Origin of the sequence: Streptomyces sp. NPDC096193 (genome assembly GCF_040302905.1) — a bacterium.
GTDB lineage: Bacteria > Actinomycetota > Actinomycetes > Streptomycetales > Streptomycetaceae > Streptomyces.
The window spans coordinates 221,545-242,482 of sequence record NZ_JBEOSJ010000010.1 but is presented as its reverse complement, the minus strand read 5'-3'; the positions used below and the strand labels follow the sequence as shown (position 1 = coordinate 242,482).

Here is a 20,938-nt window from a genome sequence, read left to right as displayed (position 1 = left end):
CCGCCAAGATGATGCAGCGCGCCGGTGTGGACCGCCTCTCCGCCCTGTATCTGGCAGGAACAGCCCCCACAGCACGTACCAGGGCCGGATCGCCGGTCCGAGACCGCGCATTCCAGCGCGGTGACGGCGCCGATGCGCTCCAGGCGCGAACCGCTAGAGTCAGCGCAATTCTGCGGGGACCCGCCCGCAGCAGGCCAGGGAGCGAATCGTGCTGATTCCCCACGACACCAGGATCGCCCTCGACACCGTCGTCGATCTGGTGAACACCGCACCGGAGACCGGCCAGGGGGACGGGCTCGCGAACGTCGACGCGCTGTACGACTTCGCGCGCGGGCACGACATCAGTGGCGTGGGTGAGCTCGGCCACCGGGACCTCAAGGCCGTGCAGGACGTCCGCGGCCGGTTCGCCGAGATCTTCGCGGCGACCGACGCCCGCAGCGCGGCCGAGATGGTCAACGAGCTCGTGGCGGCCGCGGGCACCACCCCGCAGCTCACCGACCACGACGGCTACGACTGGCACGTGCACTACTTCGCGCCCGGCGCCTCGATCGCCGACCACCTCGCCGCCGACTGCGGGATGGCGCTGGCCTTCATCGTGGTCGCGGGCGAACAGGAGCGGCTGCGGCGCTGCGAGGCCCCGGACTGCGGGCGCGCCTTCGTCGACCTCTCGCGCAACCGCTCCCGCCGCTACTGCGACAGCCGCACCTGCGGGAACCGGCTGCATGTGGCCGCGTACCGTGCCCGCCGCAAGGAAGCGGCCGGCTGAGCCGCTGCGCGGTGGCCCGGGCCCTCCGGCGCGGAATTTCCGTTCCTCACCCCAGGCCGCTCACAAGAGGAACAGATCGTGCACGGCTGCCATGAGCAGCAGGACGCCGATCACCGTCAGGAAGATCATCAGGGGCGGCTGGGAGAGCGCGAAGAGACAGCCTCGCGGCTCTTGCGGCGGTGCGGGGGCCTCGCCCCGGGAGGTATCGACCATCTCGGGGTGATGATGACGCAGGGCGGGCCGCCGTGATCGAGCAACACGCCCCGTGACTTTGGGAGTTCATCCGATCCCGTGTTCGCTCGGGATGCGATCGCCTGTTCCCGCGGGACCCGGTCCCGTGTTCCCGCCGGCCCGATCCCCTCGTCACACCCGTGTCCCGCGGGCAGGGGCAATCTCAGATGCCGTGCTTCTTCAGGATCGCCTCGATGTCGCTGAAGTCCTCGCCGGTGCCGGCGGCCTCCTTGGGTTTCTTCGCCGCGGGACGGGCCGCCGGGGTGGTGCCCTGCCCCAGGGAGGGCGCGGAGGCGTTGGGTGCGACCGCCCCGCGCTCGGCCGCCGCCCTGGCCGCCTTGCGCTCCTTGCGGGTGCCGCCCGAGCGCCGTTCGACGGCCCGGGTCGTCAGGAACAGCAGCCAGGCGGCTCCCAGCAGTCCGAAGCCGATCCAGGCGGTGAGGCTGAAGGCGGTGTCGACGGCCCACTCGACGGCGCCGGTCAGCACCAGGCCGATGGGGACCAGCGAGTAGGCGGCGATCCTGGTGGCCGTGAGGAATCGCTTGCGGTACGCCGTGATGGCGGCGATGCCCAGGCCCGCCGCGGACACCGCGGAGCAAATGGTCTCGGCAATCATCCGGTCCTCCAGGCTTCGACGGGCGTGGGCGGTTACGTCCCCCTCCATCCTGCACCGCACGGCGGCAAAGCGGCCACGGTCGGGTGCGACCTCAGGGAGATCTCCGGGACGGACTCCTCCGCAGGTCCCGGTTGGGTGGTGCAGCGGCGGGCTGGGAGACTGGACCCATGAGCGACTCCACCACCGCCCGCCCCGTCGTCCTGGACGTCTGGTGCGAGCTCCAGTGCCCCGACTGCCGCAGCTCCCTCGAAGATCTGCGGGCCCTGCGCGAGCGCTACGGCGACCGGCTGGAGCTGCGCCTGCGGCACTTCCCCCTGGAGAAGCACACCTACGCCTTCGCCGCAGCCCAGGCCGCCGAGGAAGCGGCCGAGCAGGGGCAGGGCTGGCCGTACACGGAGGCCGTACTCGCCCACGTCGGAAGGCTCGGCCGCGAGGGTGAGGCCTTCCTGGTGGAGACCGCGCGTGAACTGGGCCTGGACGCCGAGGAGTTCGACACCGCGCTGATCGACGGCCGGCACATCCTTGTCGTGGACGCCGATCAGGCCGAGGGCAAGGCGATCGGTGTGACGGGCACCCCGACGTATGTCGTGGGCGGTGAGCGGCTCGACGGCGGCAAGAGCCAGGAGGGGCTGCGCGCACGCGTCGAGGAGATCGTCGACCGGCTCCTCGCCGAGGGATCCCCGGGCGCCTAGGAAGTGGCCCGGCCGGCTACAGCAGCGGCTTGGTGAAGTTGACGCCCGTCGTCTCGTAGCCGAGCGAGGTGTAGAGACCGAGCGCCGGGGTGTTGTCCGCGAAGACGTGCAGTCCGAGCAGCCGCGTCCCCGACTCCAGCGCGCCCTGCTCGGCACGCAGCATCAGCGAACGTCCGTGGCCCTGACCGCGGTGCGCCTCGGCCACGGCCACGTCGTACACGAACGCGCCCTCCTCGCCGGGACGCACCTCGCGCCGTCCGACGAACAGATGGCCGACGACCTCGCCCTGCCGGACGAGGAACTCCAGGCGCGCACCCGGTGTGGCGAGGCCATCGGGCAGGCTTCTGCGCCGGTCGGCGTCGGCCTTGGCACGCGCTTCGGCGACCGACAGGCCCCGCTCCGACCAACTGGTGACGTAGTCCTCGTGCTGAACGTCCCACCAGGTACGGAACTCCGGCTCGGTCATGGGCCGCGCCTCGACGCCCTCGGGGAGCGCGGGCGGCTCGGCGCCGAGGGTCTTGAGCATGTTGCGACTGCGCTCGGTGTAGCCGAGGGCAGCCGTCAGCCGCGTGGCCTCGACGGCCTCGGGCGGTACGGACACCGTCACCTGCGAACAGCCCCAGCCGCGCAGCACCTCCTCGGCGGCGAGCGCGGCGACGGTACCGCGGCCACGGCGCCGGTCCGCTTCGTCGATACCGAGCGAGCGGACGGTTCCCGCTCTCGGCCCGAGCGAGGGCAGGGTGGCGATCTCGACGGACCCGACGGGACGGCTGTTGACGCAGACCACGAAGGTCCTCGACTGGGCGCCGTCCGCCTCGTGCTGCAACGGCCCGGTCGGCCGCAGGGTGGTGGTCATCAGGGGTGTTCTACCTGCCGGGCGGCCGTCCGTCACGGGTTTTTACGGAGCCTTCGGATCGGGGTCGGCCGCCGCGCGCTCCGCGAACACCCGCATGGCCTTCGCGGTGACCGGGCCGGGGGCGTCCGTGAGCTCGCGTCCGTCGACCCGGTGAACGGCCTGGACGTCGCGCAGCGTGGACGTGAGGAAGACCTCGTCGGCCCGCTCCAGCACGTCGAACGGCAGGTCCGTCTCCTTGGCGCCGGTCCAGTCGGCCGTCAGGGCGCGGGTGATGCCCGCCAGACAGCCGGAGGCCACGGGCGGGGTGTGCAGCTCTCCGTCGACGACGACGAAGACATTGGATCCGGTGCCCTCGCAGAGCTGTCCGACCGTGTTGGCGAACAGCGCCTCGGACGCGCCGTGCTCGGACGCGCGGGCGAGCGCGACGACGTTCTCCGCGTACGAGGTGGTCTTGAGGCCGGTCAGCGCGCCGCGCTCGTTGCGCGTCCAGGGCACGGTGATCACAGCGGTCGTGTCCTTGCGGCGCTTGCCCTCACCGAGGGCGACGACCAGCGTCGGGCCGGCGGTGCCGCGGTCGGAGCCGAGCGGTGAGATACCACCGGTGTAGGTGATGCGCAGCCGGCCGAGTTCCATCGGGTTGGCGTCCAGAACGGCGGCGCAGGCGCGCCGCACCTCGTCGTGGTCCGGCTCGGGGAGACCGAGGCCGGCCGCGGACCGGCTCATCCGCTCCAGGTGGAGCGTGAGCGCGAAGGGCTGCCCGTGGACAGCCTTGACCGTCTCGAAGATGCCGTCGCCGACAGTCAGACCATGGTCGAACACCGAGACCCGAGCCTCGTCGGCGTCCCGCAGTCCTCCGTTGACCCAGAGCTTCATCCCGCTGTCCTTCCGCCTGTCACGTACGCCCCCGACGCTACCGCGAGCAGGCGCGACGCCTTGAGTTCGGTCTCGTCCCACTCGCGTTCGGGGTCGGAACCCCAGGTGATCCCCGCGCCGGTGCCGAACCGGAGGACCGGGCCGCCGGGCGGGGTCCGGTCGATCCAGAACGTCCGTATGCCGACGGCCAGCTCACCGGTTCCCCGGTCGGCGTCGATCCAGCCGATCCCTCCGCAGTACGGCCCGCGCGGCGCTGTCTCCAGAGCCTCGATGATCCTCAGGGCACTGGACTTGGGTGCTCCGGTCACCGAGCCGGGCGGGAAGGTCGCGTCCAGCAGTGCCTGCCAGCCGTCCTTCGGACCCAGCTCGCCGCGCACGGTCGAAACGAGATGCACGAGCCCCGGGTGGGCCTCGATCTCGCAGAGCGCCGGAACGGACACGGTGCCGGTGGCGCAGACGCGGCCGAGGTCGTTGCGGACGAGATCGACGATCATGACGTTCTCGGCGTGGTCCTTCTCCAGCAGGTCCTCCGGGGTCCGGCCGGTGCCCTTGATCGGCCCGGACTCGACCACGGCGCCGTCGCGCCGCAGATAGAGCTCGGGCGACGCGGTGGCGATCTCCACACCGTGGCCGGGCAGCCGAATCGTTCCCGCATAAGGAGCCGGGTTGCCCCGCGCGAGGAGCGCGGTCAGGGCGTCGACGTCGGCCGCGGCCGGGTCGGGCAACGGTGCCGACAGGATCCGGCAGAGGTTGGCCTGATACACCTCGCCGGCCGCGATGTGCTCGCGGATGCGCCGTACGCCGGCGGTGTATCCGGCGCGGTCGAGCGACGAGGTCCAGTCGTCCTCGGCGGGCCCGCGCCACCGCCCGGGGATCGGCGCGGGCACCGGCTCCGTCCGTACGTCACCGAAGCGCGCGCAGGTCAGAGCGCCCTCGAAGTCCGCGACGACGGCCCAGAAGCCGGCGGAGTCGAGAGCTTCGGGGTCGCTGGTGACATCCCGGAGGTCCGTGGCGATGAGTCGCCCGAAGCGGGCAAGAGGAGCGAGGTCGTGCACGTCTGCGAGTCTATGACCGGTGCGGATGTGCTGCTGCGGCCCGAACACACGTCAGCACGCTGCGGAAACGCGTTTTTGTGCTGGACCAGGAATCCGCTAGAGTTCAACACGTCGCCGGGACACGTCAGTGATCCGGAAACAAGCGGACGTGGCTCAGTTGGTAGAGCATCACCTTGCCAAGGTGAGGGTCGCGAGTTCGAATCTCGTCGTCCGCTCGAAGTGGGGGATCTTTCCCGAAGCCCCTGCACTCCTGGTGGAGTGGCCGAGAGGCGAGGCAACGGCCTGCAAAGCCGTCTACACGGGTTCAAATCCCGTCTCCACCTCCAAGGACGATTAGCTCAGCGGGAGAGCGCTTCCCTGACACGGAAGAGGTCACTGGTTCAATCCCAGTATCGTCCACTGATCCGTAAGGATCTTCCCGGTCTTCAGACATGGGACCCGCGCGATTAGCTCAGCGGGAGAGCGCTTCCCTGACACGGAAGAGGTCACTGGTTCAATCCCAGTATCGCGCACGCAGTACCACGCAAGATCGTCCCGCGCGATTAGCTCAGCGGGAGAGCGCTTCCCTGACACGGAAGAGGTCACTGGTTCAATCCCAGTATCGCGCACCAGCCAGAACCCCCGGCCGTCTCCACGGCCGGGGGTTCTGTCGTCGGTGGGTCCGGTCGCCGGCTACCCGGTGAAGAGCTGGGTGGCCTTGCGGATCAGCTCGTAGAGGCCGTAGCCGAAGGGCACGGCGACCCACAGCCAGACCGCGACGCCGAGCGCCTTACGCCTGCTGCTGTTCATGGACCGTCCCTTCCTTCCGCGGCTCGTGGAAGCGTGCGTCGACCGGCCGTACGAGCTCGTTGGCGACGAAGCCGACGGCCAGCAGCCCGATCATGATGTACAGCGAGGCGGTGTAGAGGCTGGGGCCGGTGCGGCCCGCCGACTCCTGTGCGTCCGCGACCCAGTTGACGATCAGCGGGCCGAGGACTCCCGCGGTGGACCAAGCGGTGAGAAGCCGGCCGTGGATGGCGCCCACCTGGTAGGTGCCGAAGAGATCCTTCAGATACGCGGGGATCGTGGCGAACCCACCGCCGTAGAAGGACAGGATGACCAGCGCGCAGACGACGAACAGCGGCTTGGAGTCGTTGCCGAGCTGCACGATGGCGAGGTACATCAGCGCGCCGACGCCGAGGTAGACGCGGTAGATGTTCTTCCGGCCGATGAGGTCCGAGGTGGAGGACCACAGGATGCGGCCGGTCATGTTCGCGAGAGAGAGCAGGGCGACGAAGCCCGCCGCGGCGGAGGCGGTCACGGCGGCCGGGGTGTCGGTGAAGAAGTCGGTGATCATCGGAGCGGCCTTCTCCAGAATGCCGATACCCGCGGTGACGTTCATGCACAGAACGACCCACAGGCACCAGAACTGCGGTGTACGCAGGGCGTTGTCGGCCGACACATGCGCCGTGGTGATCAGCGTGCCGGAGTGCTCCTTCGGTTCCCAGCCGTCCGGTTTCCAGCCGTCGGGCGGGACGCGGACGAGCAGTACGCCCAGCGACATGAACGCCGCGTACGCCAGGCCGTGGACGAGGAACGCTGAGGCGATGCCGGTGTGGTCCGTGCCGAAGGAGTCCAGCATCTGCGTGGACCAGGGGGAGGCGATCAGTGCGCCACCGCCGAAGCCCATGATCGCGATGCCGGTGGCCATGCCCGGGCGGTCGGGGAACCACTTGATGAGCGTCGAGACCGGGGAGATGTAACCGATGCCGAGGCCGATGCCGCCGATGAAGCCGTAGCCGAAGACAACGAGCCAGTACTGGCGCGTGGCCGCGCCGAGGGCGGCGATCAGGAAGCCGGAGGAGAAGCAGATCAGGGAGACGAACATGGCCCAGCGCGGGCCGTTGCGTTCGACGAGCGTGCCGCCGAAGGCCGCGGATAGGCCGAGCATCACGATGCCGAGTTGGAAGGGAAGGGCACTGGCGGTGCCGGACAGGTCGAGGGACGACTCGAGCGCGGGCTTGAACACGCTCCAGGCGTAGGCCTGTCCGATGGAGAGGTGGACCGAGAGAGCGGCGGGGGGAACGAGCCAGCGGCTCCAGCCTGGGGGTGCGACGGTGCGGGACCTGTCGAGGAAGGTCATGGCGGCACCCTAGGGAGCGATCATGCCCGTGACTAGATGCCGAGGGCACCTTTTTTGTCGACGGTATGCACGGGCGGGGTGCAGGCGCGGTGCAGGTGCGGAATGCGGTGCGGAATGCGGTGCGCGGGACGGGGCGCGATGCGGTGCGCGGGACGGGGCGCGGTGCGGAATGCGGTGCGCGGGGCGGGACGCGGTGCGCGGGGCGGAATGCGGTGCGGGTTCGGGACGCGGTGCGGGCCCGGACGGTAGCCCGGGCCCGCGGATGCCGCGTCCGTCGCCGCGCCCGTCGGTCCGAACAGACCGGCCGCGGCCACGACAGCGATCAGGAGGAGAACAGCATCCTGCCGAAGCCCTTCTGCCGGTGATGGCCACCGTGGTGCCCGCCGTGATGCGGGGCGCCCCAGGCGGGTGCCGCGGGGGCGGGGTACGCCTGCGGGGCCGGGGCCGCCGGGTACCCCTGCGGGGGCGGGGCCTGCTGCTGCCACTGGGACTCGAGGCGCGTGAGGGACTCGAGCTCGCCGTAGTCGAGGAAGATCCCCCGGCAGCCGCTGCACTGCTCGATCTGGACGCCGTTGCGGTTGTACGTGTGCATCGCTGCATGGCACTTGGGACACTGCATGGTCTGCTTCAGCTCCTCGCCGTTCGGTCGACGTCGCCGGATGCATGCCCGGTGACAAGGAGTTCAGCCTACGACGGAGGCTCGAACTCCAACTCGGGCGAGGTCGGCCATTCGAGCACACGCATCGATCATCATCTGATCGACCTCGTCCGGTTCGCGCCGCTCCGCGACCGCTCTGGCCAGCGAGAGCGCGGCGGTCTGGACGGTGAGCGCCCGGGCGGGGACGTCGAGTTGGGGCCACGGGTCGCTGTCCGCGGGTACGGCCGGGCCCTGTTCGGCCGTGTACGCGCCGAGGAAGCGCTGCCAGACCTGCGGGGACAGCAGGCCGGCGGCATACCAGGCGGCGGGTCGGGCGAGATCCCACGCGGGGTCCCCCACGCCGAGATCGTCGACGTCTATCAGGAGCCACGAGCCGGACGGGGCGGGGTGGCGGACGAGCTGGCCGAGGTGGAGGTCGCCGTGGCAGAGCGCGTCGCGTCCGGATGAAGTCTCACCCCGGGGTGACGGGGTCCCGCCGCGAGGCGCCGGCGCGTCGCCGACGGGTGACGGGGTCTCGTCGCGGGCCCTGGCCGGCAGCCGGTCCCAGGCGCGGCGGACGACAGCCGCGGCGCGGTGCTCCCCCGCCACGGACTCCATCCGCGCGAGGGCGCGGGCGACCTTCGCGGGGCCGCGCATGGGCGGCAGGGGGCCGGGGAGGGCTGTGACGTCCACCCGGTGCAGGCGGGCGAGCAGGGCCGCCGCCTCCTCCCAGGGGGCCGCGTCGGGGTCCTCAGGGTTCACGGGGGCGCCGTACGGCCAGGCGGTGACCGGTCTGCCGTGCACCTGCCGCGCGTCCAGCGGCAGGGGCGGCAGGAGGATTCCCGCGAGCAGGGGATGGGACGCGACAGCGAGGCGAGCACGGTGGCCGTTCTGGTCCGTACCGGGGGCGTGGGCCTTGGCGACGGCCTCGCCGTGCCGGACGACGACACCGTCGCCGCGGTCCGCGAGCACGGACACGTCCTCGTCGCGGCGGCAGGCGGGGCAGGGGCGGCGGGCGCCGGGAAGATGGGCGGCGATACGGGCGGCGAGGGCGAGCTCGCGGACGACGGACATGGTTCCCCCCGGGGTGGGCTGGGCGTTCACCCTACGGCCGCGGTGCCTGGGCCCTTTGTTCGCTGCGGGTGCTTGTGGCTGGGCCGCATGTTCGGTGCGGGCTGTTGTTGCCAGGTGCTGGTGGCTGAGCCTGCTGTGCGGTGCGGGCGCTTGTGGCTCGGGCCCGGGTGCTTGGGGTCCAGCCCCTACGCGTGGCTCAGGTGCGTGTGGCTTGAGCCCGGGTTCTTGTGGCGCGGCCGGTTGTGCGGTTGCTGTCCCGGTGCCGTTCCGGGGTCATGTCCGGGACTGCGGTCCTCACCGCGCTTCGCGCGAGTTGCGGGCGCTTTGACGTCCCGGAGTCGACCCCTGCACGTCCCCGTCCCTGAGCCCGAGCCCTCGCTCCGGCCGGAGGCGTATCCGCCCCCCCCTCGCGTCGCGATCGGTCCACGAAACCTTGGTCCCGGACGGACGGGGAGTCGCTGGACGGCGGGAGGGGGACGGGGGCGCAGGAGGGGGGTGTCCGGACTCAAAGCTTCAGCAACTCGCGCGAAGCGCGGTGAGAAAGCAGTCCGGACACCCCCCTCCGAAGAACCCGGCACCCGCACCCACCCACCAACCGGGCGCACCCGCACAAAACAACAGAGACGCACCCGCACCACAAGCACAAACCACCCGCCCGGGACTACGGCCCGCGCGAGGGATACGCGATGGCCGGTCAGCTCCCCAGCTGACCGGCCATTGCTGCCGTCCGCCGCACCCCCGTCCCCACGGGGTTTTGGCCGGATGTCCCCGACCCGGACCGCTCTTCCGGGTCCGGGGCGCTGGTCAGCGCCCCAGCATCACGCCCACGGACGACGCTTGTGTGACCACTGCTTCCCAGCCGCCGAACGCGACCACCAGCAGTGCCGCCAGAGGAAGAACCATCGCCGTCGCCACCAAGGGGTGTCGCCGGCCGGACGAGCGGCCGCCGAACGCGGCGTATGCCCTGCGTCCCTGCGTGCGGATCATGGTCCGCGATGCCGTGTCCGCCATGGTTCCTCTCCTGTCGTCTGTGAGCGGCGGGTGTCTGACCTCGGGGGACGAGTGCTGCACCCGCCGCTTGACCACAACATTAGGGATCTCGCAGGCCCCGGGCGTCATGCCCGCGTACCGATTGCCGGGCCTCCCGGAGGATGAGCCGTGGCCCCCGGGCGTACTCCCCAGGGTGGAGATGCCGCCCTAGGCCTTGGGGTCTTCCCGGAGGGGACCCTCCGAGGCGTCCTCCCGGGGGACCGGCTGCTCCACCAGGGCGAGCACTCTGGTGGCCATGAACCGGGCCGTCCGGACCACGGTTCCGTTGCGGGTGACTTCGCTCACTTCCACCACGCCTCTGCGCACCGCCGTCTCCACACGGCGACCCGCCCGGCTTGCCACGACTTCGTACGTCCTCGTCGTGTCACCCGCGTCCACCACTATCTCCACGCGGTCACCCTTCATTGATCCAATCCCCCTTCTGCGACGGACCGTTGAGATCTCGCACGGGCCAAGCGACATGGATCCGGCGCCCCCTGACCACTCTTCAAGTTTCCCATCCGGCACTGACAATCGATCGGGCCGCGAGGGCGCGGCCTATGAGCGCACCGGGGCGGGGATCCGTAAGCTGTGCCACGTCAGACGCACGACCGGGCAGCGGGGCGGGCTCCCGCCCGCTGGGCAGAGGTGGGGCTCCTCCCACCGCCAGGCAGGGGTGGGGCCTCCCCCACCGTAGGTAGGGGACGGACATGGCGATGATGCGGCTCCGGCGCGAGGACCCGCGTGTCGTCGGCTCGTTCAGGCTTCACCGGCGGCTCGGCGCGGGCGGCATGGGCGTCGTCTACCTCGGGTCGGACCGCCGGGGCCAGCGGGTCGCGCTGAAGGTGATCCGGCCGGATCTGGCGGAGGATCAGGAGTTCAGATCGCGGTTCGCCCGTGAGGTGTCCGCCGCCCGGCGGATCCGCGGCGGCTGCACGGCGCGGCTGGTGGCGGCCGATCTCGAGGCGGAGCGGCCGTGGTTCGCCACGCAGTACGTTCCCGGTCCCTCGCTGCACGACAAGGTCGCCGAGGAGGGCATCCTCCCGGCCTCCGAGGTCGCCGCGGTCGGTGCGGCACTCGCCGAGGGGCTGGTGGCGGTGCACGAGGCCGGTGTCGTCCACCGGGACCTGAAGCCGTCGAACATCCTGCTGTCCCCCAAGGGCCCGCGCATCATCGACTTCGGCATCGCCTGGGCGACCGGCGCGAGCACGCTGACGCACGTCGGTACGGCGGTCGGCTCCCCCGGATTCCTCGCCCCCGAGCAGGTGCGGGGTGTGGCGGTCACGCCGGCCACGGACGTGTTCGCGCTGGGGGCGACCCTCGCCTACGCGGCGACCGCGGACTCGCCGTTCGGGCACGGCGGTTCCGAGGTGATGCTGTACCGCGTGGTGCACGAGGAACCGCATCTGCACGGCGTGCCCGACTCGCTCGCCCCGCTGCTGAGCGCCTGTCTGGCCAAGGACCCGGAGGAGCGCCCGAGCACCCTGCAGCTCTCGATGCGGCTCAAGGAGATCGCGGCGCGGGAGGCCCAGGGGCTGCCGGAGGCACGGCCCCCGGCCCAGCGCGAGCGCATCGAGGCGGACCGGCCGACGTCCCGCTACCCGGAACGCCTGGAGCGTACGGAGCGCATGGAGCGTCCCGAACGGCTGGAGCGCGGTGAGCGGCCGGACCGGCGTCCGGGCGGGTTTTCGGGGTCGCGGCCGCAGCCGTCGCGCACCGGGGGCACGCGCCCTCAGCAGCCGCGCAACTCCCGGCCTCAGAGGCGGCAGGGCACCCGGCCCGGGGTGCGCACGACATCGGCGGGGCGCCGGCCGGCCAACCCGAGGCTGCTGCGGCAGCGGATCATCGTCTTCTTCGTCGTGACGCTGATCGTCGCGCTGGGCATCGCCGCCGCCCAGCAGCTGTGAGCGGGGCCCCGGGGGCGGTTCAGGCCCCCGGGCGGCCCGTCGCCACCGCGTAGAAGGCCACCGCTGCGGCCGCGCCGACGTTCAGCGAGTCGACGCCGTGGGCCATCGGGATGCGCACCCACTCGTCCGCGGCGACCAGTGCCTGGGTGGAGAGGCCGTCCCCTTCGGCCCCGAGCATCAGCGCCACCCGTTCCAGCCGGTGCGGTGCGGCCTCGTCGATCGTCGCGGCTTTCTCGTCGGGGGTGAGGGCGAGAAGCTTGAAGCCCGCCTCCCGTACCGCGTCAAGTCCCTTGGGCCAGGCATCCAGACGGGCGTACGGGACGGAGAAGACCGCGCCCATGGAGACCTTCACGGACCGGCGGTAGAGCGGGTCCGCGCAGTCCGGTGAGAGCAGGACCGCGTCCATCCCGAGGGCGGCGGCGCTGCGGAAGATCGCGCCGATGTTGGTGTGGTCGTTGACGGACTCCATCACCACGACCCTGCGGGTCCTCCGGAGCAGTTCGTCGGCCGTCGGGAGGGGCTTGCGCTGCATGGACGCGAGAGCGCCGCGGTGCACGTGGTAGCCGGTGACGCGTTCGGCGAGCTCGGGGCTGACCGCGTAGACGGGTGCCGGGAGTTCATCGATGACGTCGCGCATGACGTCGACCCACTTGGCGGAGAGCAGCATGGACCGCATCTCGTACCCGGCGTCCTTGGCCCGTCTGATCACCTTCTCGCCCTCGGCGATGAACAGGCCTTCGGCGGGCTCGCGCTTGCGTCGCAGCTCGACGTCGGTCAGCCCCGTGTAGTCGCGCAGGCGCGGGTCGTCGGGGTCCTCGACAGTGATGAGATCGGCCACAGGGTGATACTGCCTTCTCCTGGTGGTGGTGCCAACGCCTGGGCAGGAGTCGGTTACTGGGGGTTACGCGGGTACCGGCGGTCGCGCGGGCCGACGGCGACGACCTCGCCGATGACGATGACGGCCGGCGGGCGTACGTCCTCGGCGACCACCGTCTCCGCGACGGTGGCGAGGGTTGCGTCGACCCGGCGTTCGGCGGCCGTGGTGCCCTCCTGGATCAGGGCGACGGGGGTGTGCGGGTCGCGGCCGTTGGCGACCAGCGTCTGGGCGATCGCGCCGATCTTGTCGACGCCCATCAGGACGACGAGGGTGCCGCGCAGCCTGGCGAGTGCCGGCCAGTCGACCAGCGAACGGTCGTCGTCCGGGGCGACATGGCCGCTGACCACGGTGAACTCATGGGCCACACCGCGGTGGGTGACCGGGATGCCGACGGCTCCGGGCACGCTGATGGAGCTGGAGATCCCGGGGACGACGGTGCACGGGATGCCGGCCTGGGCGAGCGCCTCTGCCTCCTCCATGCCGCGGCCGAACACGAAGGGGTCGCCGCCCTTGAGCCGTACGACGGCCTTGCCCGCCCTGGCGTGCTCGATCAGGGCGTTGTTGATGGCCTCCTGGGCCATGTAGCGGCCGTAGGGGATCTTCGCGGCGTCGATCACCTCGACGTGCGGCGGCAGTTCGTCGAGGAGGTCGCGGGGCCCGAGACGGTCGGCGATGACGACATCCGCCTCGGCGAGGAGCCGGCGGCCGCGGACGGTGATGAGGTCCGGGTCGCCCGGTCCGCCGCCGACGAGGGCGACGCCCGGGGTCCTGGTGCGGTGGTGCGGGGCGGCGAGGGTGCCGTCGCGCAGTCCTTCGACGATGGCGTCGCGTACGGCGGCGGAGCGGCGGGGGTCACGGCCGGTGAGGACGGCGACCGTCACTCCCTCCGACCGTCCCGTCGCGGGTGTCCAGGCGGTCGCGGCACCGGCGTCGTCGGAGCGGACGCACCAGGTGCGGGTGCGCTCAGCCTCGGCGGATGCCTGTGCGTTGGCCTCGCCGTCGGCGGTGGCGATGAGGACGTACCAGGCGTCGGAGAGATCCCCGTCGGCGTACCGGCGCTGCTCCCAGCGGATCTCGCCGGACGCGGCCATGGCCTCGACGGAGGGCGTCGCGGAGGGAGAGACGAGCAGGATGTCCGCGCCGGCGGCGATGAGCGCGGGGAGCCGGCGCTGGGCGACCTGCCCTCCGCCGATGACGACGACGCGTCGCCCCGAGAGGCGGAGCCCGACGGGGTAGGCGGGGTGCTCGGGCGCGTGCGCTTGCTCGGCCATGGCGGTGGGGACTCCTCGTACCGTACGGAGGTGCGGACCGCTGCGACGATGAAGCGGCTGGTGGGAGCCACGATATCGGGGGGCGGCGAGGGGGTGCCCGGGCGGGCGGCGCGGGTGGGGTGTGACGTTGGCCGAACCCCGGGGCCCGGGCCGCGGGCGGGAAGTCGCCGTTCGCGCCCTCGGGGGCGGGCGGGATCGCGCTCGGGCGACCGGTGGCCGGTCGCCGGTGGCCGGTCGCCGGTGGCCGGTGGCCGGTCGCCGGTGGCCGGTGGCCGGGACCGTGGACGCGGACGCGGACGCGGACGCGGTGGGCAACGGAAGGGACCGGCCGAGCGAGTGCGGCGACCAGCCTCGGACCTGGCCGCCGGCCGGCGGGGTGCCGCGAGTCGTCGCCGCGCCGGCGCTGACGCAGTCGCGCCCGAGACCGCTCCCGAGGGCCCGCGGCCGGCGGCCGAGGGTCAGCCCGCATGCACGGCTGCCAACCCTCGGACCGGGCGCCCGGAGTTGGCGGGCACGCGGCACTTCCGCGGGCCCGGCAGGCGGGACCGGCCCTGCGCGCAGGCGCCGAACAACTGGGGATCACCGCAGGCGCCATCGCACCGGCGGACAGGTCCGCCCCGCGCACCGACAAGGCGTCCCGCAGGCGCAGCCGGGCGGCCCTCTCCCACCACCGGCGCCATCGCGGCAGACGCGGCCGGCCGGGGCAGACGGCGACCAGCCGCACACCGACCGGGCGTGCCCGGAAGACCGATGGCACCGGCCCGGCGCTGCCGCTATTTCTCCGTCACACCCGCCGAGTCGAAGGTCGCCACCTCGTGCATCGCCCTCGCCGCGCTCTGCACCACCGGTAGTGCCAGCAGTGCGCCCGTACCCTCGCCGAGGCGGAGGTCCAGGTCGACCAGGGGGCGCAGGCCCAGCTTGTTGAGGGCTGCCACATGGCCCGGTTCCGCGCTGCGGTGGCCCGCGATGCAGGCCGCCAGGGCCTCGGGGGCGACGGCGCGGGCGACCAGGGCCGCCGCGCCCGCCGAGACGCCGTCCAGCACCACCGGCGTACGCAGTGAGGCGCCGCCCAGGATGAAGCCGACCAGGGCCGCGTGCTCCAGGCCGCCGACCGCGGACAGGACGCCGATCGGGTCGGCGGGGTCCGGCGCGTGGAGATCCAGCGCGCGGCGGACGACGTCGACCTTGCGCGCGTGCATCTCGTCGTTGATGCCGGTGCCGCGGCCCGTGATCTCGCCCGGGTCGATGCCGGTGTAGACGGAGATCAGCGCTGCCGAGACGGTCGTGTTGGCGATACCCATCTCACCCGTGAGCAGCGCCTTGTTGCCCGCCGCCACCAGGTCCCGCGCCGTCTCGATGCCGACCTCGACCGCCGCGAGAACCTCCTCACGGGTCAACGCAGGGCCGGTGGTGAAGTCCGCCGTGCCGGCGCGGACCTTGCGCGGCAGCAGTCCGGGCGTCGCGGGCAGGTCGGAGGCGACACCGACGTCGACCACACAGACCTCGGCGCCCACCTGGTTGGCGAAGGCGTTGCAGACCGCTCCCCCGCCGAGGAAGTTCGCGACCATCTGGCCGGTCACCTCCTGGGGCCAGGCGGTGACCCCCTGCGCGTGCACCCCGTGGTCGCCGGCGAAGATCGCGACGGCTGCGGGCTCGGGGATCGGCGGCGGGCACATCCGGGAGAGCCCGCTCAGCTGTGCGGAAATGATCTCCAGCATGCCGAGCGCGCCCGCCGGCTTCGTCATGCGCTTCTGGCGCTCCCACGCCTCGCCGAGCGCCTTGGCGTCCAGCGGGCGGATGTTGGTGACGGTCTCCTGGAGCAGGTCGTGCGGGTCCTCGCCGGGCAGGGCGCGGCGGCCGTACGTCTCCTCGTGGACGACCCACGACAGCGGCCGGCGCTTGGACCAGCCCGCCTGCATCAGCTCGGGCTCCTCCGGGAACTCGTCGACGTATCCGACGCACAGGTACGCCACGACTTCGAGGTGTTCGGGGAGCCCGAGCGCGCGCACCATCTCGCGCTCGTCGAAGAAGCTGACCCAGCCGACGCCGAGCCCTTCCGCGCGGGCCGCGAGCCAGAGGTTCTCGACCGCGAGGGCCGAGGAGTACGGCGCCATCTGCGGCTGTGTGTGACGGCCGAGCGTGTGGCGGCCACCGCGCGTCGGGTCGGCGGTGACGACGATGTTGACCGGGGTGTCGAGGATCGCCTCGATCTTCAGTTCCTTGAACTGCTTGGCCCGGCCCTTCGGCAGCGACTTGGCGTACGCCTCGCGCTGGCGCTGCGCGAGTTCGTGCATCGAACGCCGGGTCTCGGCGGAGCGGATGACGACGAAGTCCCACGGCTGCGAGTGACCCACGCTGGGCGCGGTGTGCGCGGCCTCCAGGACGCGCAGCAGCACCTCGTGCGGGATGGGGTCGGAACGGAAACCGTTGCGGATGTCCCGGCGCTCGCGCATCACGCGCAGTACGGCCTCGCGCTCGGCGTCGTCGTATCCGGGCGCGGGCCCGTTGTCGGCGGCGACCGGCTCGGGCCCGGCGACCGGAATGGTCTCCTCCGGTACTGGCTCGGCCGCGGGGTCCTGGACGGACATGGGCAGGGACTCCTGTACGGCCGCGGCGGCCGGGTCCGGCAGGGGTTCGGGCTCCGGCGCGGCTTCGGTCACCTCCTCCGCGTGCTGGACGACGACGTGCTCCGAGGCCTCGCGCGGTGCGGGCACCATGACCTCGGCCGCGGCCTCGACTTCGGGCACGGCCTGGTGCCCGCTCTCCGCCACGGGCTCGGCGGACAGCACCTCGTCGACGGGTTCCGGCTGCGCGGGTACGGACACAGGCCCCGACTCGGCCTCCGGCGCCTCGTGAACGCCCTCCGGCGTCGCGGCGACGACGTCCAGCGGCGTGGAGATGACGTCCGAAGCCGTGGGGACGGGTTCCGGCGCCTCGTCGACGGCCTCCGGTGCCGCGAACGGCTCCGGCTCTGCCGCCTGCTCGGGCACGACCGCGACCGGAGTGGGCGCCTGGTGCTGATCGTCGGGGAGGGAGCCCTCGACCGGCACGAAGTGCCCCTCGGACGACTGCTCGGCCACGGGCTCGGGCAGCATCTCGTGCTGCTGCTCCGTCTGCTGCTCCGCTACCGGCGCTTCCCCCACCGGCATCTCCGTCACCGGCATCTCAGTCACCGGCATCTCCGTCACCGGCGCTTCCGTCGCGACCGGTCTGACGGCCGCTTCGGCTGTGACGGACGCGTCCGCCGTGACGGGTGAGGGCTCCGGGACGACCGTTTCTGCTGATACCGGATCCGGGGTCCGGAGCTGCGGAGCCTGGGGCCGGGAAACCTGCGGCTGGGAAACCTGCGGCTGCGGATTCCAGGGCGCCCCCGCCTGCGGCGGGATCTCCCCCAGCTGCGGACCCGGCAGTGGAGCGCCGGTCTCGTCCCGCGGAATGTCCAGGTACTCCGGGCCCGTGGTGGCCGGCCCGGGGGTGTGCTGCACGGTCAGGGGGTGCGGAGGCGTGCCCGCGGGACCGCGGTCGGCCAGGGAGCGGACGACACCGCCGGAGGAGTCGGGCATCGGCGGGCCCATGTGCAGCGGACGCCGCGCCGGCGGAGGCGTCGGTGTGGCGGACGACGGCGGGGTACGCACACCTCGGAGGTCGACGGAGCCCGAGTGGCGGCCTCCGGCCTCGTGCGCACCGGTTTCGTGCTCGACGGCCGCACGTGCCGCGGCCTCGTGAACCGCCGCCTGGGCAGCGGCCTCACGGGAGGCGGCTTCCTGGGCAGCGGCCTCGCGCATGGCGGCTTCCTGGGCGGCGGCGTCACGCGTGCTCTCCTGTGCGTTCGCCTGCCCGTTCTCCGGGGCGCCGTACAGGCCCGCGGCCGGCTCGCCCCCGAAGGACGCCTGGAAGTTCTCGGCGAGGGCGGACTGCTGCGCCGAGGCCACCGGGCCGAGGCCCTGCCCCGGACCGGCGGCGGGCTGTATGCCCGTCACCGCGTGGTCGGGAGCGCCGGCGAAGTCGGGGGATCCCAGATCCGCCGGGGCGTCGAAGCCCGGGCTGCCCAGATCCGCCGGGGAGGCGAACCCGCCTCCCGCCTGCGGGGCACTGCCGTAGTCGGTCATCGGCTGCTCGGAGGCGTAGTGCTCCGCCATCGGCGCCCGGGTCATCTGGTGCGCGGGGGCGGCGAACTGCTCGGCCGCCGGCGCCGGCGCATGGCCCGGCGCGCCGTGGTGCGCCGGGGCGGCGGGCACGGACTGCGGGTCGCTCCACGCGCCCTGCGCCCCCGGCATGAGCAGCAGATCGTCCTCTTCGGAATGGTTCTCGGACGGGTCCTGGAAGGTGTACGCACCGGGCATGCCCGGCTGCTCCACCACGCCCGCGTTCTCGGGCATTCCCTCGCCCGGGATCTGGCCGGTGTCAGTCATGCGTACCCCTCGCCCATCGCTTGTGATCCTTCCCCGTCGCCCGGGACGCTCAGCGCCGCGCACCTGACGCCCGTCAACAAGAACGAGCGGGTGCGCCGCGCGGCACGATGCCCCCACGGACTCACAGCATTCTCGCGGCCGTTCGCGGCTATGGCACGGAGATCCGGCACGGTCCGCTGTGGGCTGCGCCACGTTGCGCGTCCCCCGGTTCCGACGTACCACATACCGGAGCCAAAGCGACCCCATTTTCCGGACATTGACGAACGAAGCGACGAACGGCCGGGCGCGGTACAACGATCGGCCAGCCTACCCCGCGGCCCTCGGCGGCGGGTCAGGGGGCGCGGTCGGGCTGCCGTCCGGAGAGCAGGAAGACGACGGACCGTTCCCTCTCCGCCCAGCCGTCCGGGTCCAGTTCGACGCTCTGGAGGAGCGCGCATTCGACGGTGTAACCGCCGGCGGCGAGTGCCTCGCCGATCGCCTCGGCCTCGTCGCGGGTCGACGCGTGCGTGACGATGCGTTCCGGCCGCCGGTCGGCGCAGGCGGTGACGACGGGGACCCCGCCGCCCCCGATGCGTACGACATCGGGTTCGGGCAGCCGTTCCAGCACATGCGGCGCCTGGGCGTTCACGATCTGCATCTGGACTCCGGCACGGCGTGCGGCCGCGTCGGTGCGGGCGCAGTTGCGCGCGTCGGCGTCGACGGCGATCACCGCGGCACCGAAGCGGGCCGCCTCGGCGGCGAGGGCACCGCTGCCGGAGCCGATGTCCCAGACGAGGTCGCCGATACGGGGGCCGAGGCGGGCCAGTTGGGCGGCTCGCAGCTGCTCCGACTCCCCCTCGCCTCCGCTCCCCCGGTCGTCGTCCTGCACAAAGGACTCGGTGGGCAGTGCCCAGCCGCGCGTCCCCGACGGGTAGCCGGGCTCGCGCCCCGCGATCCAGCCGCTGCCTTGGACGGTGGTGCTGCCCGTGCCGCCTATGACGATCACGACATTGGGGTCGCGCCACACATGGTCGGCGGCCTTGTCGGAGGTGAGGACCGTCACCTGCTCGCGGTCGGTGCCCAGCTCCTCGCAGATGACGAAGGTGCGGTGGACGCCTTCCAGCAGGAGAGCGAGCTCGGCCGGGCCCGCGCCCGGCGAGGTGAGGACGGCGACCTTGGTGTGTGCGCGGCAGACGTTGACGGCGCGGCGCAGGGTACGGCGGTGGGCGACGACCACCTGGGCGTCGTCCCAGGGCATCCCCGCGCGGGCGAAGGCGGTGGCGACGGAGGAGACGCCGGGCACGACCTCGACCTCCAGGCCGTGCTCGGGGGCCCGCAGGGTGCGGACGACGCCGAAGAAGCCGGGGTCGCCGTCGGCGAGGACGACGGCGCTGCCGCGGTGGACCGCGATCCGCCGGGCGGCGAGGTCGACGCTGCCGAGCCGGATGCGTTCGGCGTCCCGTGGCACCTCCGGGAGCGCGAGGTGGTGGGCCGCCCCGGCCACCAGCGTGGCGGCGGAGAGGGCGGACCTGGCCGCAGCGGTGAGGGGCGAACCGTCCCAGCCGATCACCGTGACGCGGTCGGCCATCGTCGTCAGTCTCCCTGGTGGTGTCGCAGGTGGTGCAGGGCGTACCCGTACGGGCAGGCCGAGGCTACCTGGGGTGCGCACCTACTGAATCAGTCGGGGGCCGGGCAGTTCCAGTCGGCGGTCAGTTCCAGTCGGTGAACGACGCGTAGCCGGAGTCCGCCAACTGGTCCGTGACGCCTTCGAGGTCCTCGGACAGCAGGCTCCAGACGATCAGGTCGGTGCGGATGTCGGCCCAGCCGCCGTCGGCCGTCTGTGTCCGCGCTATCCAGGCGTTCCGCAGCACGCCCTCGCTGATACAGCCGATCTTCTGGGCGACCTGCTGGGAGGCGGTGTTGTCGGCGGGGGTGCGCAGCTCCATGCGTTCGAAGCGCTGCACGCGGAACAGCCACTGGGCGATCGCCAGGACGGATTCGGTGGCGTATCCCTCGCCGCGCGCCCAGGGTGCGGTGACGTAGGAGACCTCGGTGGCGAGCGTGCGCCAGTCGGTGTTTTGGAGGTGCACCGTGCCGACGAGCCGCTGGGTGAGGAACTCGGTGACGGCCAGGGCGATCCCGCGGCCCTGTGTGCGTTCCGAAGGAGCGATCCTGCGCACCCAGCGCTCGCCGTCCGTCGTGGTGTACGGCTGGGGCACCGACGTCCAGGCCGTGACCATCTCGTCGTTCATCATCTCCGTGAGAGCCGGGATGTCGGCCTCTTCGAAGGGGCGCAGCACCAACCGCTCCGTGCTGATGGACACGTCCGGGAAGGTGGTAGTCATGCGCGCTCCGTAACCAGGGGCCTGCTGAAAAGCCCAGCATGCAGCATGACGCGCCGGAACTGCACCACAGGGTCCCGCACTTGAGCGCCGGACGGGAAGGCCGACGTGGCCCCGCACCCCCCGTGAAGGGAGTGCGGGGCCCGCTGGAGGGCGACGGACCGATGCCCGGCTTCCGATCGTGCCGACATCGTGCCGA

19 protein-coding genes and 5 tRNA genes are annotated in these 20,938 nt (G+C 72.3%); 8 read left to right on the top strand and 16 right to left on the bottom strand.

Going from position 1 to position 20,938, the window contains the following annotated elements; all coding sequences use genetic code 11:
• The first annotated feature begins 208 nt into the window (after positions 1 to 208).
• Complete coding sequence (locus ABTX78_RS17695) at positions 209 to 766, top strand: CGNR zinc finger domain-containing protein (RefSeq protein ID WP_352207685.1); 558 nt, start codon at positions 209 to 211, stop codon at positions 764 to 766.
• Positions 767 to 826: 60 nt separating this feature from the next.
• Here the strand turns inward: ABTX78_RS17695 and ABTX78_RS17690 are convergent, their stop codons facing one another.
• Both ABTX78_RS17690 and ABTX78_RS17685 read right to left on the bottom strand, forming a co-directional pair.
• Complete coding sequence (locus tag ABTX78_RS17690; protein ID WP_340472115.1) at positions 827 to 979, bottom strand: hypothetical protein; 153 nt, start codon at positions 977 to 979, stop codon at positions 827 to 829.
• A 181-nt stretch (positions 980 to 1,160) separates the two neighbouring features.
• Positions 1,161 to 1,613, bottom strand: a complete 453-nt coding sequence (locus ABTX78_RS17685) for a hypothetical protein (RefSeq protein WP_352207684.1) — start codon at positions 1,611 to 1,613, stop codon at positions 1,161 to 1,163.
• 167 nt (positions 1,614 to 1,780) lie between these two features.
• Here ABTX78_RS17685 and ABTX78_RS17680 point away from each other — a divergent pair, with 167 nt between their 5' ends.
• Positions 1,781 to 2,305, top strand: a complete 525-nt coding sequence (locus ABTX78_RS17680) for a DsbA family protein (RefSeq protein WP_352207683.1) — start codon at positions 1,781 to 1,783, stop codon at positions 2,303 to 2,305.
• A gap of 16 nt (positions 2,306 to 2,321) precedes the next feature.
• Here ABTX78_RS17680 and ABTX78_RS17675 read toward each other — a convergent pair whose 3' ends face one another.
• From ABTX78_RS17675 to ABTX78_RS17665, 3 genes are read right to left on the bottom strand one after another with little or no spacing between them, the layout of a single operon-like run.
• Positions 2,322 to 3,161, bottom strand: coding sequence for a GNAT family N-acetyltransferase (locus ABTX78_RS17675; RefSeq protein WP_352207682.1), 840 nt, complete (start codon positions 3,159 to 3,161; stop codon positions 2,322 to 2,324).
• A gap of 42 nt (positions 3,162 to 3,203) precedes the next feature.
• Positions 3,204 to 4,034, bottom strand: a complete 831-nt coding sequence (locus tag ABTX78_RS17670) for an aminotransferase class IV (RefSeq protein WP_352207681.1) — start codon at positions 4,032 to 4,034, stop codon at positions 3,204 to 3,206.
• Complete coding sequence (locus ABTX78_RS17665; RefSeq protein ID WP_352207680.1) at positions 4,031 to 5,089, bottom strand: chorismate-binding protein; 1,059 nt, start codon at positions 5,087 to 5,089, stop codon at positions 4,031 to 4,033. Before ABTX78_RS17665 ends, ABTX78_RS17670 begins: the two co-directional genes overlap by 4 nt.
• 142 nt (positions 5,090 to 5,231) lie before the next feature.
• Here ABTX78_RS17665 and ABTX78_RS17660 point away from each other — a divergent pair.
• The 5 genes from ABTX78_RS17660 (at position 5,232) to ABTX78_RS17640 (ending at position 5,700) form a co-directional block, all read left to right on the top strand.
• Positions 5,232 to 5,304 (top strand) — tRNA-Gly (locus ABTX78_RS17660).
• 37 nt (positions 5,305 to 5,341) lie between these two features.
• Positions 5,342 to 5,415: transfer RNA gene (locus ABTX78_RS17655), tRNA-Cys, on the top strand.
• Position 5,416: 1 nt separating this feature from the next.
• Positions 5,417 to 5,488, top strand: a tRNA-Val gene (locus ABTX78_RS17650).
• Between the two features lie 41 nt (positions 5,489 to 5,529).
• A tRNA-Val gene (locus ABTX78_RS17645) sits at positions 5,530 to 5,601 on the top strand.
• A gap of 24 nt (positions 5,602 to 5,625) precedes the next feature.
• Positions 5,626 to 5,700, top strand: a tRNA-Val gene (locus ABTX78_RS17640).
• Positions 5,701 to 5,761: 61 nt separating this feature from the next.
• On the opposite strand, the gene ABTX78_RS36145 is transcribed toward ABTX78_RS17640, so the two are convergent.
• The 6 genes from ABTX78_RS36145 to ABTX78_RS17615 form a co-directional block, all read right to left on the bottom strand.
• Positions 5,762 to 5,878, bottom strand: coding sequence for an MFS transporter small subunit (locus tag ABTX78_RS36145; RefSeq protein WP_413777795.1), 117 nt, complete (start codon positions 5,876 to 5,878; stop codon positions 5,762 to 5,764).
• A complete protein-coding gene (locus ABTX78_RS17635; protein WP_352207679.1) occupies positions 5,859 to 7,211 on the bottom strand; it encodes an L-lactate MFS transporter in 1,353 nt (450 codons plus the stop codon). The genes ABTX78_RS36145 and ABTX78_RS17635 overlap by 20 nt, the downstream gene beginning before the upstream one ends.
• Before the next feature lie 322 nt (positions 7,212 to 7,533).
• The gene (locus tag ABTX78_RS17630) at positions 7,534 to 7,830 is read right to left on the bottom strand and encodes a TFIIB-type zinc ribbon-containing protein (RefSeq protein WP_352207678.1); all 297 of its coding nucleotides are present in this window, start codon (positions 7,828 to 7,830) and stop codon (positions 7,534 to 7,536) included.
• 63 nt (positions 7,831 to 7,893) lie between these two features.
• The gene (locus ABTX78_RS17625) at positions 7,894 to 8,922 is read right to left on the bottom strand and encodes a phosphotransferase family protein (RefSeq protein WP_352207677.1); all 1,029 of its coding nucleotides are present in this window, start codon (positions 8,920 to 8,922) and stop codon (positions 7,894 to 7,896) included.
• Positions 8,923 to 9,726: 804 nt separating this feature from the next.
• A complete protein-coding gene (locus ABTX78_RS17620; RefSeq protein ID WP_340472123.1) occupies positions 9,727 to 9,933 on the bottom strand; it encodes a hypothetical protein in 207 nt (68 codons plus the stop codon).
• A 186-nt stretch (positions 9,934 to 10,119) separates the two neighbouring features.
• A complete protein-coding gene (locus ABTX78_RS17615) occupies positions 10,120 to 10,377 on the bottom strand; it encodes a DUF8836 family protein (protein WP_313947418.1) in 258 nt (85 codons plus the stop codon).
• 284 nt (positions 10,378 to 10,661) lie between these two features.
• Between ABTX78_RS17615 and ABTX78_RS17610 the strand changes: the two genes are divergently transcribed.
• Positions 10,662 to 11,858 carry a serine/threonine-protein kinase gene (locus ABTX78_RS17610; RefSeq protein WP_352207676.1) on the top strand — a complete coding sequence of 399 codons (1,197 nt, stop codon included), beginning with the start codon at positions 10,662 to 10,664 and terminating at the stop codon, positions 11,856 to 11,858.
• Between the two features lie 19 nt (positions 11,859 to 11,877).
• On the opposite strand, the gene ABTX78_RS17605 is transcribed toward ABTX78_RS17610, so the two are convergent.
• From ABTX78_RS17605 to ABTX78_RS17585, 5 genes are all read right to left on the bottom strand, one after another.
• A complete protein-coding gene (locus ABTX78_RS17605; RefSeq protein ID WP_352207675.1) occupies positions 11,878 to 12,696 on the bottom strand; it encodes a TrmH family RNA methyltransferase in 819 nt (272 codons plus the stop codon).
• 53 nt (positions 12,697 to 12,749) lie between these two features.
• On the bottom strand, positions 12,750 to 14,006 hold the full coding sequence (gene cobA / locus ABTX78_RS17600; RefSeq protein ID WP_352207674.1) for a uroporphyrinogen-III C-methyltransferase: 1,257 nt from the start codon (positions 14,004 to 14,006) through the stop codon (positions 12,750 to 12,752).
• A 773-nt stretch (positions 14,007 to 14,779) separates the two neighbouring features.
• Positions 14,780 to 18,418 carry a nicotinate-nucleotide--dimethylbenzimidazole phosphoribosyltransferase gene (cobT, locus tag ABTX78_RS17595; protein ID WP_352207673.1) on the bottom strand — a complete coding sequence of 1,213 codons (3,639 nt, stop codon included), beginning with the start codon at positions 18,416 to 18,418 and terminating at the stop codon, positions 14,780 to 14,782.
• Between the two features lie 331 nt (positions 18,419 to 18,749).
• Positions 18,750 to 19,985: a precorrin-6y C5,15-methyltransferase (decarboxylating) subunit CbiE gene (gene cbiE, locus ABTX78_RS17590; RefSeq protein WP_352207672.1), complete on the bottom strand. Its 1,236-nt coding sequence runs from the start codon at positions 19,983 to 19,985 to the stop codon at positions 18,750 to 18,752.
• Positions 19,986 to 20,106: 121 nt separating this feature from the next.
• On the bottom strand, positions 20,107 to 20,742 hold the full coding sequence (locus ABTX78_RS17585; RefSeq protein ID WP_352207671.1) for a GNAT family N-acetyltransferase: 636 nt from the start codon (positions 20,740 to 20,742) through the stop codon (positions 20,107 to 20,109).
• Positions 20,743 to 20,938 lie beyond the last annotated feature (196 nt).